This window comes from Nocardiopsis algeriensis (assembly GCF_014203695.1).
GTDB lineage: Bacteria > Actinomycetota > Actinomycetes > Streptosporangiales > Streptosporangiaceae > Nocardiopsis > Nocardiopsis algeriensis.
Window position 1 is genome coordinate 114,462 of record NZ_JACHJO010000009.1, and the last position, 15,182, is coordinate 129,643.

11 protein-coding genes and 1 riboswitch are annotated in these 15,182 nt (G+C 72.8%); of the genes, 6 read left to right on the forward strand and 5 right to left on the reverse strand.

Annotated elements, in window-relative coordinates; translation table 11 throughout:
* Positions 1 to 13 precede the first annotated feature (13 nt).
* Both arc and FHS13_RS15570 read right to left on the reverse strand, forming a co-directional pair.
* Positions 14 to 1,783: a proteasome ATPase gene (arc, locus tag FHS13_RS15565; RefSeq protein ID WP_343065046.1), complete on the reverse strand. Its 1,770-nt coding sequence runs from the start codon at positions 1,781 to 1,783 to the stop codon at positions 14 to 16.
* 267 nt (positions 1,784 to 2,050) lie between these two features.
* Complete coding sequence (locus tag FHS13_RS15570; RefSeq protein WP_184292645.1) at positions 2,051 to 2,998, reverse strand: tRNA (adenine-N1)-methyltransferase; 948 nt, start codon at positions 2,996 to 2,998, stop codon at positions 2,051 to 2,053.
* Between the two features lie 177 nt (positions 2,999 to 3,175).
* Between FHS13_RS15570 and ppgK the strand changes: the two genes are divergently transcribed.
* From ppgK to FHS13_RS15585, 3 genes are all read left to right on the forward strand, one after another.
* A complete protein-coding gene (gene ppgK / locus FHS13_RS15575; protein ID WP_184292646.1) occupies positions 3,176 to 3,940 on the forward strand; it encodes a polyphosphate--glucose phosphotransferase in 765 nt (254 codons plus the stop codon).
* A 368-nt stretch (positions 3,941 to 4,308) separates the two neighbouring features.
* Complete coding sequence (locus FHS13_RS15580; RefSeq protein ID WP_221443012.1) at positions 4,309 to 5,583, forward strand: NsdA family TPR-like regulatory protein; 1,275 nt, start codon at positions 4,309 to 4,311, stop codon at positions 5,581 to 5,583.
* A gap of 29 nt (positions 5,584 to 5,612) precedes the next feature.
* Positions 5,613 to 6,086 (forward strand): hypothetical protein, encoded by a 474-nt coding sequence (locus tag FHS13_RS15585; RefSeq protein ID WP_184292647.1) that lies wholly within the window; start codon positions 5,613 to 5,615, stop codon positions 6,084 to 6,086.
* Between the two features lie 91 nt (positions 6,087 to 6,177).
* On the opposite strand, the gene FHS13_RS15590 is transcribed toward FHS13_RS15585, so the two are convergent.
* Positions 6,178 to 7,335, reverse strand: a complete 1,158-nt coding sequence (locus FHS13_RS15590) for a site-2 protease family protein (RefSeq protein WP_425491177.1) — start codon at positions 7,333 to 7,335, stop codon at positions 6,178 to 6,180.
* 89 nt (positions 7,336 to 7,424) lie between these two features.
* Between FHS13_RS15590 and FHS13_RS15595 the strand changes: the two genes are divergently transcribed.
* The 3 genes from FHS13_RS15595 to FHS13_RS15605 all read left to right on the forward strand — a co-directional run bounded on the left by FHS13_RS15595 (position 7,425) and on the right by FHS13_RS15605 (position 10,582).
* Entirely contained in the window at positions 7,425 to 8,252 is an 828-nt protein-coding gene (locus tag FHS13_RS15595) for a RecB family exonuclease (RefSeq protein ID WP_184292648.1), read from the forward strand.
* Between the two features lie 28 nt (positions 8,253 to 8,280).
* On the forward strand, positions 8,281 to 8,961 hold the full coding sequence (locus tag FHS13_RS15600; protein WP_184292649.1) for a LuxR C-terminal-related transcriptional regulator: 681 nt from the start codon (positions 8,281 to 8,283) through the stop codon (positions 8,959 to 8,961).
* 247 nt (positions 8,962 to 9,208) lie between these two features.
* Positions 9,209 to 10,582 (forward strand): threonine/serine exporter family protein, encoded by a 1,374-nt coding sequence (locus tag FHS13_RS15605; protein ID WP_184292785.1) that lies wholly within the window; start codon positions 9,209 to 9,211, stop codon positions 10,580 to 10,582.
* 85 nt (positions 10,583 to 10,667) lie between these two features.
* Here the strand turns inward: FHS13_RS15605 and FHS13_RS15610 are convergent, their stop codons facing one another.
* Both FHS13_RS15610 and gcvP read right to left on the reverse strand, forming a co-directional pair.
* Entirely contained in the window at positions 10,668 to 11,900 is a 1,233-nt protein-coding gene (locus tag FHS13_RS15610) for a tetratricopeptide repeat protein (protein ID WP_184292650.1), read from the reverse strand.
* Between the two features lie 182 nt (positions 11,901 to 12,082).
* Positions 12,083 to 14,971, reverse strand: coding sequence for an aminomethyl-transferring glycine dehydrogenase (gene gcvP / locus FHS13_RS15615; RefSeq protein WP_184292651.1), 2,889 nt, complete (start codon positions 14,969 to 14,971; stop codon positions 12,083 to 12,085).
* 94 nt (positions 14,972 to 15,065) lie between these two features.
* Positions 15,066 to 15,154, reverse strand: a riboswitch (glycine riboswitch).
* Positions 15,155 to 15,182: the final 28 nt, after the last annotated feature.

Sequence of the window (15,182 nt, forward strand, 5' to 3'; positions counted from 1 at the left end):
AGGGGACGGGCCCCTACAGGTACTGGCCGGTGTTGGCCACCGTGTCGATGGAGCGGCCCGAGTCCGCACCCTTCTTGCCCGTGACCAGCGTCCGGATGTAGACGATGCGCTCGCCCTTCTTTCCGGAGATGCGCGCCCAGTCGTCGGGGTTGGTGGTGTTGGGCAGGTCCTCGTTCTCGCTGAACTCGTCGACGCACGCCTGGAGCAGGTGCGAGACCCGCAGGCCCCGGGAGCCGCTGTCGATGAAGTCCTTGATCGCCATCTTCTTGGCGCGCGAGACGATGTTCTCGATCATCGCGCCGGAGTTGAAGTCCTTGAAGTACAGGACCTCCTTGTCCCCGTTGGCGTAGGTGACCTCCAGGAAGCGGTTCTCCTCGCCCTCGGTGTACATCCGCTCCACGACCGTCTGGATCATGGCGTCCACCGTGGCCTTGGCCGAGCCGCCGTGCTCGGCCAGGTCGTCCTCGTGCAGCGGCAGGTCCTCGGTGATGTACTTGGCGAAGATGTCCCGCGCCGCCTCCGCGTCGGGCCGCTCGATCTTGATCTTGACGTCCAGCCGGCCGGGCCGCAGGATCGCCGGGTCGATCATGTCCTCGCGGTTGGAGGCGCCGATGACGATGACGTTCTCCAGCCCCTCCACACCGTCGATCTCGCTCAGGAGCTGGGGCACGATCGTGTTCTCCACGTCGGAGGACACGCCCGAGCCCCGGGTACGGAAGATGGAGTCCATCTCGTCGAAGAAGACGATGACCGGGGTGCCCTCGGACGCCTTCTCCCGGGCCCGCTGGAAGACCAGGCGGATGTGCCGCTCGGTCTCTCCGACGTACTTGTTGAGCAGCTCGGGGCCCTTGATGTTGAGGAAGAAGCTCTTGCCCACGTCGCGGCCGGTGCGCTCGGCGACCTGCTTGGCCAGCGAGTTGGCCACCGCCTTGGCGATGAGCGTCTTTCCGCAGCCGGGCGGACCGTACAGCAGCACGCCCTTGGGCGCGCGCAGCTTGTGCTCGCGGAAGAGGTCCTTGTGCAGGTAGGGAAGCTCGACCGCGTCGCGGATCAGCTCGATCTGCCCGCCCAGGCCGCCGATGTCGGTGTAGGAGATGTCGGGCACCTCCTCCAGGATGAGCTCCTCCACCTCCGACTTGGGGATGCGCTCGTACACGTAGCCCGAACGCGGTTCCAGCAGCAGGGAGTCCCCCGGCCGCACCGGCTCGTCGCGCAGCGGCTCCGCCAGGCGGACGATGCGCTCCTCGTCGTGGTGGGAGATGACCAGGGCGCGCTCGCCGTCCTCCAGGATCTCCTTGAGCATGACGACCTCGCCCACGCTCTCGAAGTCCTCGGCCGCCACCACGTTGAAGGCCTCGTTGAGCATGACCTCCTGGCCCCTGCGCAGCTCCGCGACGTCCACCGACGGACTCACGTTGACCCGCATCTTGCGGCCGTTGGTGAAGATCTCGACGGTGTCGTCCTCGCGCGCCCCCAGGAAGACGCCGAAGCCGGACGGGGGCTGGGCCAGCCGGTCGACCTCCTCCTTGAGCGCCACGATCTGCTCGCGGGCGTCCTTGAGGGTGGAGACCAGTCTGTCGTTCTTGCCGTCGGCGGCGGCGAGGGCGGCCTGGGCCTCCCGGAGCTTCTCCTCCATCAGGCGCACGTGCCGGGGTGAATCGGCGAGCTTGCGCCGCACCACGCTGAGTTCCTTTTCCATGTAGGAGACCTGGGCCGTGAGCTCAGCGATTTCACGGTCCCGGTCGCTCTGACGCTCGTCGTCGCGCTCGGCCACGTCCGCCACCTCCCTGTGAGAAGGACGACTACTCGACGTCCTACCTACCCCTGTCCCGTTCCTAACCTCCCTGGCCTGCCGAGTGTGGCGGGCCTCATTTCTCAACCTCGCATCGGTGCAGGTCAGAGCACCAGACAGGGGTTCGGCGTAATGAGAAAGTAACCTCCGGGCCGGGGTGAGGGCAAGCATCCGCCACGCCTCCGCCCGCTCTTTCCCCGCACGTCGGGGGGCACGAAGCGGACATGTTTGCGTCCCCCCGGAGAGGGGGAACCGCCCTCACTCCCCCGCGGCCTCGGGAGCGGTCCCGGCGGCATTCCCGGCGGCGGCTCCGTCCGCTTCCGGCCGCCCCGCCGCACGCGCGGCCTCGTAGTCCTGTCCGTAGGCGCCCTTGGCCGGACGGCGACGGCGCTCGGGCGCCTCCACCCCGTCGGCCAGGCGCCGCGCCACCACGAGGAAGCCCGTGTGCCCGATCATCCGGTGATCGGGCCGCACCGCCAGCCCCTCCACGTGCCAGGTGCGCAGCATCGTCTCCCACGAGCGCGGCTCGTAGAAGCGCTCGTCCTCGCGCAGCTCCTCCACCACGCGCGAGAGCTGCGTGGTCGTGGCCACGTAGCAGCACACCAGGCCGCCCGGGATCAGCGCCCGGGCCACCGCGTCCAGGCACTCCCAGGGAGCGAGCATGTCCAGGAAGACCCGGTCGACATCGGTCTCGTCCAGCTCCTCGACCAGATCACCGACCGTGAGCTTCCATGCCGGATGCGGTCCGCCGTGGAACCTCTCGACGTTCTTGCGGGCGATCTCGGCGAAATCGGCCCGGCGCTCGTAGGAGTGCACCATGCCGTTCTCACCGACCGCGCGCAGCAGCCAGTTCGACATGGCACCCGAACCCGCGCCGGCCTCCACGACCCGCGCCCCCGGAAAGATGTCGGCCTCCACCAGGACCTGGGCCGCGTCCTTGGGGTAGACGATGGTCGCACCGCGCTTCATCGACAGCGTGTAGTCGATCAGCAGCGGGCGCAGCGCCACGTAGGCCGTTCCGGTGTTGGAGCGCACCACGCTGCCGTCGGGCTGCCCGATGAGCTGGTCGTGGTCGACCTTGCCCTTGTGGGAGTGGAACGCGCCCCCCTCGCGCAGAGTGATGGTGTGCATGCGACCCTTGGGGTCGGTCAACTGCACAGTGTCGCCGTCGGTGAAGGGGCCGCGGCGGCCATGGATACCGGTCAACGTCGCTCTCGTCTTCCCACGTGGTTCGGTCGGGGCAATCGCCCAGCGTATCGGCCCCCGGCACCCGCGCGCACACGCGCCCGCGAGGCGGCCCGACTCGGCCGCGACGTGCGAAGCGCCCTTCCACGGGGCAGTATCTGAGCCTGCATCCAACGTACCGAGGAGCGGGGAGAACCCATGTCACAGGGAACCACCGGACTGGGCGTCGACATCGGCGGCAGCGGCATCAAGGGGGCCCCGGTCGACCTGGCCACGGGCGAGTTCCTGGAGGAGCGGCTCAAGATCGCCACCCCCGAGGACGCAGGCCCCGACGCCGTCGCCGACATCGTCGCCCGGATCGCCGACCACTTCCCCCAGGTGCGGGGGCTCCCCCTGGGCGTCACCTTCCCCGGTGTCGTCCATGGCGGAGTGGTGCGCACCGCCGCCAACCTCGAGGAGAGCTGGATCGGCGTCGACGCCCGCGACCTGTTCTCCCGGGCCACCGGCCGGTCCGTGCGCGTCCTCAACGACGCGGACGCCGCCGCCGTCGCCGAGGCCCGCTACGGCGCGGCCAAGGGCACACCCGGGCTCGTACTGCTGACCACCCTGGGCACGGGCATCGGCACCGCCCTGATCATCGACGGCCACCTGGTGCCCAACACCGAGTTCGGCCACCTGGTGATCGACGGGCACGACGCCGAGACCAGGGCCTCGTCCGGGGCCAAGGAGAGGGAGGGCCTCTCCTACGCGGAATGGGCCACCGAACGCCTGCAGCGCTACTACCGGGTGGTCGAGGACCTGGTCTGGCCCGACCTGATCGTGGTCGGCGGCGGGGTGAGCCGCAAGGCGGACAAGTTCCTGCCCCTGCTGGACATCCGCACCCCCATCGTGCCCGCCACCCTGCGCAACACCGCCGGGATCGTGGGCGCCGCCCTGGCCGCCGCCGCGGTGGGCACCGTCTGACGGGCACCGGACAGGGCCCCGCCCGGGCCGCCGAGGAGGAGCGGTCCGGGCGGAACCCGCCCCCGAGCCGTGCGGGGCACGTTCCGGCTGCGGGGGGAGTGCTGCCGGAACGCGCCCCTGACCGGGCGGCGCTCGCCCCGGGCCCCGAAGGGGCAGGCCCGGAACGGCACGGACAGGAGCGGGGAGAAGTTCCCGCGGAGGAGGTGGGACCCCGCCGTGGAGAGACGAACTCCTGCCCCGGCCGCCATCGGCTTCTCCCACTCTGCCCCATCCCGGATCCCCGGAGCCGCCCCTATGCGAATCACGCATGGGGGCTTCTTTCTCCAACCGGCCCACCGGCGAGGAGCACGCTCCCTAATCTAAGCTCCATGCCCCAACTCCCCCCGGATCTGTGGTTCCGTCCGCCCATCGCCGACGCCCTGGCCACCTGTGACATGGCGACCGTCCTCGAAGGCGTGCGCTCCGCCCACGGGTGGTCCCAGGGCAAGCTCGCCAGCGAGATCGCCTACTCGCAGAGCTGGGTCTCGCGCGTGGTCAACGGCCAGCAGGCCCTCACGGTCACCCAGGTCCACGATCTGGCGGTGCGACTGGGCATCCCGCTGTACCTGCTTCGCTTCGGCGGCGTGCCCACACCGCCCAAGGAGGTGAAGGCGACGAAACGCCGTGACTTCGGAAAGGCCGTGGCCGCAGGGGCGCTGGCCACCGCCCTCCCCTCGGGGCCGTGCCGCGAGCCGGTGGACCGCAGCACCGCCCCGGCCCTGCGCTCCATCACCGGCGGCCAGCGCCGCATGGACGCCTACTCCCCGGCCCGCCACCTGTTGCCCGGCGCGATGGCGCACGTGCATCTGTCCGAGCACATGCTCGCGAACGCGCACGGTACTTCCCACTACTCCGCCATCAGCGCCGCCGTCAGCGAGGCCTCGGGCTTCGCCGCCTGGCTGCACGCCGACCAGGGAGACGCCGACGCGGCCCGGATGCACTACCGGACCGCCGTGATCCGCGCCCGCCAGGCCGGGATGTGCCTGCTCGACAGCTACATGCTGGGCTCCCTGGCCGCGTTCGAGACCGAGACCGCACAGGACCCCGGACTCGGCCTGGGCCTGGTACAGGAGGCCGAGCACGTCCTGCCCTCCTCCGCCCACCCCACCGCGCACGCCTGGCTGGCGTGCGTGACGGCGCTCGCCCACGCGGCGGCTGGCGACCGCGCCGGCACGGCACAGGCCCTCGCCCGCGCCGAGAGGCACGCCGGCCGCTCGGACAACACCGACCCGCCCTGGCCGTGGGTGTTCCCCTTCGACACGGCCAAGGTCACCGGCTACAGGGCGCTGGCCGCCGTACGCCTGGACGAGCCCGACCAGGCCCGCGCCGCCTTCGCCGAGGCGCCCCGCAACGGCACCAACGCCAAGCAGGAGGCGATCCTGCGGGTGGAACTGGCCACCGCGCACGCCGGGGCCGGTGACCTCGACGAGGCGTTCCGCCTGGCCTCCGAGGCACTGGGAACCGCGATCGCGTTCGGCTCCACGCGCATCCTCGAACGGGTACGGGCCTTCCGCAGCGCCCACGGCGCCTCCGGCGCCCGCTGCGTCCGCGAGCTCGACGACCGCCTCGCCGTCCTGGCCGACAGGACCGACACATCTGGGTAAACGGACGATGAGAGCTGCAGGGAGGTCATGTGATCCGTATCGGCGTCACCGGTCACCGCGGCCTGTCCCCCGACCTGGACCGCGCCGTCACCGCCCTGGTCCGCGACCATCTGCGGCCCTACGGCTGCGACATGGTGGGCCTGTCCTGCCTGGCCGACGGGGCCGACACCGCCTTCGCCCAAGCGGTCCTGGACGCCGGAGCCCCCCTGGAGGCGGTGGTCCCCGCCCGCGGCTACCGCCTGGCACTTCCTCCTGAGCACCGGCCCGTCTACGACCGCCTGCTCTCCCGGGCCGTCCTCGTCCACGAGCTCGACCGCACCGAGTCGACCCCGCAGGCCCACCTGGAGGCCGGACAGCTTCTGGTGGAGCGCTGCGACCGGCTCGTGGCGGTGTGGGACGGCCGCCCCGCCCGCGGCCCCGGCGGAACCGCCGACGTGGTCGCCCACGCCCTCGCCCGGCACCGGCCCGTCACGGTGCTGTGGCCCGAGGGCGCCCACCGCTGAGAGCGACTCCCGGACGGGTGCGCACCGGACGGCCCCCGCGGACCACCGGAGACACCGCCGACCCGGCAGGCCGGGTCGGCGGACCTCCCGTTCACCGCCTGGCCTCGCCCGCCATCGCAGCGTTGACGTCCCCGGCCCGCAGAACCCCCTGCACGGCACCCTCACCGTCCACCACCAGGTACTCCGGCAGAGGATGCCCTGCCAGGGCCTCCAGCAGTTCCTCGCCCTCCAGACCCACCGGCACCAGCGAGTGCTCGGTCAGCGCACGGGCCACGTCCGAGACCGGAACCCACTCCCGGCGCCCCTCCGCGATCGCCTCGGCCGCCGCCGGGTGCACGATCGACAGCGGCGTCCCCTGCCGGTCGGTGACCACGATCGCGTCCGCCTCCGCCGCACCCGCCCGCCGCTGGGCCTCGGCCAGCGGAGTGTCGGAGACGACCGCCACCGCAGGCCGGGCCAGCTCACGCGCACGCAGACCCGGGATCCGCTCCCGGACGCGGGCCGTACGCAGCGCCTCGGTCGCACCCATCCACATGAACCCGCCCAGAACCAGCGCCCACACCGTCCCCCACGGGTTGAGTCCCCCGCTGCGCCAGGCCTCCACCAGCGGAAGCGCCACCACGCCCAGCGCGAGCACCCGGCCGCCCCAGGCCGCCGCCACGGTACCCGCGAACGGGCGCCCCGTGACCTTCCACACCCCGGCGCGCAGCAGCCGACCGCCGTCCAGGGGAAGCCCCGGCAGCAGGTTGAACACACCGACGAGCAGATTGGCCACCCACAGCTGGAACAGCAGCTCCCCCGGCACGCCGAAGGGGTCCGCCATCAGATAGAGCCCGAACGCCCCCGCCGCCACCAGCAGCGAGAACAGCGGCCCCACGAACGCGATCCAGAACTCCCGCCCCGGGGTCGGCGCCTCCCGCCCGATCTCCGAGACACCGCCCAGCACGTGCAGCACGATCCGGCGCACCGGGAGCCCGAAGCCGCGCGCCACCACCGAGTGGGCCAGCTCGTGCACCAGGACCGACGCGTACAGCAGGATCGCGAAGACGAACGCCAGCAGGTACGAGACCGGCCCCAGGGCCAGCCTGGCCTGGACGATCCCCCCGTAGAGGAGGGTGATGACCGCGGCCACGAGAAGCCACGACGACGTCACGTACACGGGGATGCCGAAGGGACGTCCGATCCGCAGGCCGGGTCCCCCCCGAGGCTTGCGGGAGGCGGGTTCTGTCTGGTCGCTACCGGAGGTCACGCCCCCAGGGTACGGGCAGCCGCCGCACGGTGCGCCCCGCCTCTCCCGAGGCCGCACCGGAGGCGGCGGCCTTCTCGTAGTCTCGTGGCATGACCACCGCTCCCCTGCCGTCCGCGCTCTCCCCCTCGCGGGCCTCCGACTTCCTCCAGTGCCCGCTGCTGTTCCGCTTCCGCGCCGTCGACCGCCTGCCCGAGGCCCCCAGCTCCGCCGCCCTGCGCGGCACCCTCGTCCACGCCTGCCTGGAGCACCTCTACGAGCTGCCGGCCCCGGAACGCACCCCGGACACCGCCGCGGCGCTGGTCGACCCCCAGTGGGAGGAGCTGCGCACGCGCCGCCCCGAGTCCGCGGAGCTCTTCGCCGACGAGACCGAGCTCGGGGAATGGCTGGAGTCCGCGCGGGCCCTGGTGCGCCGCTACTTCGACCTGGAGGACCCGAGGTCCCTGGAGCCCCGGCAGCGGGAGATGCGCCTGGAGGTCGAACTGCCCACCGGCCTGCGGCTGCGCGGCTACGTCGACCGCCTCGACGTCGCACCCTCCGGGCAGATCCGGGTCGTGGACTACAAGACCGGCAGGTCCCCCTCCCCCCGGTTCGAGGACAAGGCCAGGTTCCAGGTCTTCTTCTACGCCGTCATGATCTGGCGCGACCTGGGTGTGGTGCCCACCCGCCTCCAGCTCGTCTACCTGGGCGGCAACGGCGCGGTGCGCTGGTACGACCCCACCGAGGAGGAGCTTCGCGCCGCCGAGGCCGAGATCTCCGGCATCTGGACCCGTATCGAGGAGGCCGGACGCACCGGCGTGTGGGAGCCGAGGAAGAGCAAGCTCTGCGACTGGTGCGAGCACCAGGCCCTCTGCCCCGCCTTCGGCGGCACCCCGCCGCCCCTGCCCACCGCCCGCCCCGACACCTCCGGCACCTCCTGAGTCCGCCGCATACGGCACAATCTCCCCTGTGTCCGCCACAGTCCTGCTGGTCGACGACCAGCCCCTCGTACGCGCCGGCTTCCGGATGATCCTGGAGTCGGCCCCGCACCTGTCGGTGGCCGGGGAGCTCTCCGACGCGCGCCGGGCACCGGCCGAGGCCGCGAGCCTTCTGCCCGACGTCGTACTCCTGGGCGTGCACGCCGACAGCGCGGCCGGGCTCAGGGCGGTGCGCGAGATCACCGGACGGCCCCGGTCCCCGGGGCACAGGGCCCGCGTCGTGGTACTGAGCGACTCCGACCGGGACGAACACCTGGCAGAGGCCCTGCGGGCGGGCGCCTCCGGCTTCCTCCTCAAGGACATGCGCCCCGGAGAGCTGGTCTCGGCCGTGGAGACGGTCGCCCGGGGCGGCTGCGTCGTCTCCCCCCAGCTGCTGGGCCGGCTCCTGGAGCGCCTCGCCCCGCTGCTGCCGCCCGCGGAGGCCAGGCCCCCCGGACCGCTGACCGAGCGCGAGAACGAGGTCCTGCGGCTGGTGGCGCGCGGCTGGTCCAACGCCGAGATCGCCGAGCACCTGGTCCTGGGCGAGACCACCGTCAAGTCGCACGTGGGCCGCATCCTCACTAAGCTCGGCCTGCGCGACCGCGTCCAGGCCGTGGTGCACGCCTACGAGAGCGGCCTGGTACGCCCCGGAGCGGGACCCACCCCCCACTGAGGCACCGATCGCCGGCGTCTCCGGCGCGTCGCTGTCGGGCGGGGACGGCCCTTGGCAGGATGGCCCGTGACCGAACTCACCGGCACCCGACCCCCGTGCACGCGAACCCCGGCCCCGCGCACTGCGTCCCTTCTCGGGTCGGGATCATCGCGTCGGCCGCCACGGGGGCAGCGGCGGGGAGGGGGAACACATGTCAGGTGAGCCGGAGCGGCCCGTGCCACCGGGTGAGGACCGCATGCTCAGCCGGATGCGGGACTGGAGGGCGAGCCGGCACGACGCGATCTCCGAGGATCTCTCCGACGAGGAGGAAGCGCTCCCCGACGCGCGCGCCATCGACCTGGTGCTCCGGGTGGGCGAACTGCTCCTGGCCAGCGGAGAGGGCACCGAGACCGTCAGCGAGGCGATGCTGAGCCTGTCGGTCGCCTTCAACCTGCCGCGATCGGAGGTGTCGGTCACCTTCACCACCATCACCCTCTCCACACACCCCGGCGGCGACCAGCCCCCCATCACGGGGGAGCGCGTGGTGCGGCGCCGCAGCCTCGACTACTTCCGCGTCAGCGAACTGCACTCCCTGGTCCAGCAGTCCGCGCTGGGGCTGCTGGAGCTGGAGGACGCCGCCGCGCGCCTGGAGCAGATCCGCCGGGCCCGGCCGCCCTACCCCACCTGGGTGGTCGTGGTCGGCTTCGGACTGATCGCCTCCAGTGCGAGCCTGATGGTGGGCGGCGGCCTGATCGTGGCCACGGTGGCCTTCCTGGCCGCGGTGCTGGGCGACCGCACCTCGGTGTTCCTGGCCCGGCGCGGGGTCGCGGAGTTCTACCAGATGGCCGCCGCCGCGGCCGTCGCCGCGGCGATCGGCGTGGGCCTGCTGTGGGTGAGCAACGAGTTGGCGCTGGGGTTGCAGGCAGGAGCGATCATCACCGGCAACATCATGGCGCTGCTCCCGGGACGCCCACTGGTGGCCAGCCTCCAGGACGGGATCAGCGGTACGTACGTGTCGGCGTCGGCCCGGCTGCTGGAGACCTTCTTCATCCTGGGCGCGATCGTGTCGGGGGTCGGCGCGGTCGCCTACGTGGCGCTGCGTCTGGGGGTGTCCATCGACCTGGACAGCCTGCCGTCGGCGGGCACCTCGATGGAGCTCCCGGTGCTGGTGGGCGCGGCCGGGATCGCGGTGGCCTTCGCCGTCTCGCTGGTGGTGCCGCTGCGGATCCTGCCCTGGGTCGCCCTGATGGGGGTGATGATCTGGACGATCTACGCGAGCATGCGCTCGCTGCTGGAGGTCCCGCCGGTGGTGGGCACGGTCGTGGGCGCGATCGCCGTCGGCATGGTCGGCCACTGGCTGGCCCGGTGGGCGCAGCGGCCGGTGCTGCCCTACCTCATCCCGTCGATCGCCCCGCTGCTGCCGGGAAGCCTGCTGTACCGGGGCCTGATCGAGTTCACCCAGGGAACGGCGGTCTCGGGTCTGCTCTCCCTCGTGGAGGCGGTCATGGTGGGTCTGGCCCTGGGCGCCGGCGTGAACCTGGGCGGTGAGCTGGTGCGGGCCTTCCAGCGCGGCGGCCTGGCCGGCGCGGGGATGCGCAGCCGCCCCGCGGCCCACCGGACGCGCGGCGGCTACGGCCAGTGAGTTCCCGGACGGGAGGTCCACCGGCTGCCCGGGCCCCGCACCAGGCAACGGCGACGACGATCGGAGGCCTTTCCGGACCAGAGCCTCAGGAGTGGTCGGGCCAGCCTTGGGGGAGGACGTCGCGGCCCGCCGCCGCCCCGAGGCGGCGGCGGAAGTCGGCATGCAGATCCGGGCCCCACACCAGGTCGCTCGGGGTGAGCAGCGCCTGGTGCATGGCCGCCCGCAGGCGTGCGGGGTCCTGCTCGCCCTCGGCCAGCGGCAGTGCCAGCAAGGAGTGCATCTGGGTGAGGGCCGCGAAGAGCTCCCCCGCCAGGGCGGGTGCGCTGACCGTGGCCACCGCCTCCTCCAGGTAGGGGTCCCACCACGGCGGCGTGCCCTCCCTCTCCTGCGAGGCGAACCCCAGGCGCAGCCTGCGGCGGACCTCGGCGGCGGTGTCCCGGTCCGGGTCTTCCAGGCCCCGGCGCCACACCTGGTGGGCCGAGGGGGGATCTCCGCGCAGCGCGAGCAGCCCGGACAGGATCTCCACGGCCGCGCCCGCGGTGCCGGGTTCCGCTCTCCCGCCGGTCTCCTCGGGGTCCCTTTCGAGGATCGCGCCGAGGTCGGCGACGGCGTGCTCCAGGCGTGCGGCGGCGCGCGCCAGGCGCAGGCCGGGGTCGTCGGTGACGGCCAGACCGCGCTCGGCCGCCGCGACCGCGGCGCCGGGCAGTCCTCGCTCCAGCAGGCGCCCGGCCAGGTCGCGGGCGGCCTCGACGACGGTGGCGGCGTGCAGGCGGTCCATCGCGGACGGGTCGGGAGGAAGGGAGAGGGCGGCCTCCCAGTGCTCCTCGGCCGCGGCGGCGTCGCCCCGCGCCTCCGCCGCCCTGGCCAGCCCGTAGCGGGCGACGGCGGTGTAGGCGGCTCCGCCCAGGTCGAGCAGGCGGAGCCAGGTGCGTTCGGCCTCCTCCTGCTCGCCGCCCTGCTCCAGGGACAGGGCCAGGTGGTAGGCGGCGCGGGGTGCGTAGCGGGCGTCGCCCGTGGCGACCGCCCGGCGGGCCGCCTCGCGCGAGGCGGCGGTGTCGCCCCGCTGATCCTCGGTCACGGCCAGGCCGAGCAGGGCGCGGGCCAGGGTCCGGGGGCCGGGTCCGGTGGCGGCCGCCCGGCGGTAGAGCGCGGCGGCGCGCGCCACGTGGCCGCTCTCGGCGAGGTCTCGGGCCTGTTCGCACAGTTCCGCGGCGTCCTGGCCGGGCGGGGGGCCGGTCTGTTCCATGTCCGCGGGATCGACGGCCTGGGGCGGTTCGGCGGGGCCGGAGCGTGCGGCGGATCCGGACATGGCGGTCATGGACTCCGTGTTCTGCGTGGGGGCTGCGCGGCGGGAACGCTTCTCTGGCGGCCACTCTAGTGCTTTGCCGTCGCGCGGCGATGGGGGGTTTCGGAGGAAAAAAGCCCTACCTTTACGACATAGATCTACATGTGGGACAAAAGAGACACGGGCCCTCGCGGGCCCGTGTCCCCCCTGCGGCATCAGAGCTCGAACGCCTCCGGCGGCGGGCAGGAGCACACCAGGTTCCGGTCACCGTAGGCCTGGTCGACCCGGCCCACCGGCGGCCAGTACTTGTCCTGGCGCAGCGACGCCAGCGGGTAGGCCGCCTCGGAACGGGAGTAGCCGTGCGTCCACTCGTCCGCGCTCACCTCCTCGGCGGTGTGCGGAGCGCCCCGCAGCGGGTTGTCCTCGGCGTCCCACTCCCCCGAGGCGACCCTGTCGATCTCCCCCCGGATGGCGATCATCGCCTCGACGAACCGCTCCAGCTCGGCCAGGTCCTCGCTCTCGGTGGGCTCCACCATGAGGGTCCCCGCCACGGGGAAGGACATCGTCGGAGCGTGGAAGCCGTAGTCCATCAGGCGCTTGGCGACGTCCTCGTTGGAGATGCCGGTGGCCTTCTGCAGCGGGCGGATGTCGATGATGCACTCGTGTGCCACCAGCCCGTGCGCGCCGGTGTAGAGCACCGGGTAGTACGGCTCCAGCCGCTTGGCCACGTAGTTGGCCGACAGCACCGCGACCTCGGTGGCGGCGCGCAGGCCCTCCTCCCCCATCATCCGCACGTAGGCCCAGGAGATCGGCAGGATCCCGGCGGAGCCGAACGGCGCCGCCGACACCGGGCCCACACCCGTGTGCGGTCCGGCGTCGGGCTGTCCCGGGTGGTTGGGCAGGAACCCGGACAGGTGGGAGCGCACCGCGACCGGCCCCACACCCGGGCCACCGCCGCCGTGCGGGATGCAGAAGGTCTTGTGCAGGTTCAGGTGGCTGACGTCGGCGCCGAACTCGCCCGGCTTGGCCCAGCCCAGGAGGGCGTTCAGGTTCGCGCCGTCGACGTAGACCTGGCCGCCGGCCTCGTGGACCAGGCGGCACACCTCGGTGATGGTGTCCTCGTAGACGCCGTGCGTGGAGGGGTAGGTGACCATGATGGCCGCCAGGTCCTCGGCGTGCTCGGCGGTCTTGGCCCGCAGGTCGGCCATGTCGATGTTGCCGCCCTCGTCGCAGGCCACGACGGCCACCCGCATCCCGGCCATGACCGCGCTGGCGGCGTTGGTGCCGTGCGCGGAGCTGGGGATGAGGCACACGTCGCGGTGGGCCTGGCCGCGGGAGCGGTGGTAGCCGCGGATGGCCAGCAGGCCGGCCAGCTCGCCCTGGGAGCCCGCGTTGGGCTGGAGGGACACCGCGTCGTAGCCGGTGACCTCGGCCAGCCAGGACTCCAGGTCGCGGATGAGGGCGACCGACCCCTCGGCCTGGTCGAGCGGGGCCAGCGGGTGCAGCCCGGCGAATTCCGGCCAGGTGATGGGCTCCATCTCCGCGGTGGCGTTGAGCTTCATGGTGCACGAGCCCAGCGGGATCATCGTGCGGTCCAGCGCCAGGTCGCGGTCGGACAGGCGGCGCATGTAGCGCAGCAGCGAGGTCTCGCTGCGGTGGGTGTTGAACACCGGGTGGGCGAGGTAGTCGGTGCCGCGCGCCAGCGGTGCGGGGATCCGGTCGGCACTGCCGTCGACGGGCACGTCCGCGGGGCCGTGCCCGCCCTCGCCGAAGGCGGCCAGCACCTTCTCCAGGTCGGCGGCGGTCGTGGTCTCGTCCACGCTGACGCCGACGGTGGTGTCGTCGACGCGCAGCAGGTTGTACCCGGCCTCCAGCGCGCTCGCCAGGACGCGGTCGGCGCTGGGCACGCGCACGCGCAGGGTGTCGAAGAACGCGGAGTGGACGACCTGGAGGCCGTTCGAGACCAGGGCGTCGGCCAGGGCCGCGGTGCGGGTGTGCACCTGGCGGGCGATCGCGCGCAGGCCGGCCGGTCCGTGGTGGACCGCGTACATCCCCGCCATGACGGCGAGCAGCACCTGGGCGGTGCAGATGTTGCTGGTGGCCTTCTCCCGGCGGATGTGCTGCTCGCGGGTCTGCAGGGCCAGGCGGTAGGCGGGTCGGCCGGCCTTGTCGACCGAGACGCCGACCAGGCGGCCGGGCAGCTGGCGGCGCAGCTTCTCGGTGACGGCCATGTACCCGGCGTGCGGTCCGCCGAAGCCGAGCGGGACCCCGAAGCGCTGGGTGGAGCCCACCGCGATGTCGGCACCCATCTCTCCCGGGCTGCGCAGCAGGGTGAGGGCGAGGATGTCGGCGGCGACCACGGCCAGGGCACCGCGCTCGTGGGCGGCGGCGACGATCTCCCGCGGGTCGCGGACGGCACCGGACGCGGCCGGGTACTGGACCAGGACGCCGAAGGCGTCGTCGTCGGGCAGGCCCCGGGAGAGGTCGGCGACGACCACGTCGATGCCCAGGGGCTCGGCGCGGGTGCGCAGCACCTGCAGGGTCTGCGGGAAGACGTCGGAGTCGACGACGAAGGTGTCGGAGCCGGCGCGGGAGGCCCGGCGGGCCAGGGTCATGGCCTCGGCGGCGGCGGTGGCCTCGTCCAGCAGGGACGCGCCCGAGACGGGCAGGCCGGTCAGGTCCGAGACCATCGTCTGGAAGTTGAGCAGGGCCTCCAGGCGGCCCTGGGAGATCTCCGGCTGGTAGGGCGTGTACGCCGTGTACCAGGCGGGGTTCTCCATGATGTTGCGCAGGATCACCGGCGGGGTGATCGTGCCGTAGTACCCCTGGCCGATCAGTGAGGTGTGCACGCGGTTGCGCCCGGCAAGGGCGCGCAGTTCGGCCAGGGCCTCGGTCTCGCTCAGCGCCTCGGGAAGGTCGAGCGGGGCACTGCTTCCGGGAGCGGAGAGGATGGACTCGGGCACCGCCGCGGCCATGAGCTCGGCGGTCGAGCCGTACCCCACCGTCTTGAGCATCTCGTCGACCTCGGACGGGGACGGGCCCACATGGCGGTCGGCGAACACGCGGGCGGGCTCGCCGGACACGGGCACGGAACGGTCGGACACGGAGACCTCCTGGTGACAGGGCCGAGTTGCTCGGCGGTGTTCCTGCGGTCTCCCCCTCTGTCACCGGGCACGGCGGTGCCGGCTTCAGAGCGGCCTCCTCCGCGCGGTTCGTGGTGCCTGAGAGGTTACTGGGGAGTATTGCCCCGTCGGCGCCCCCTGCGGGGTCTCTCCCACGCGGTATCGACAGCCTGTTGACGCTGTGTACGCATAC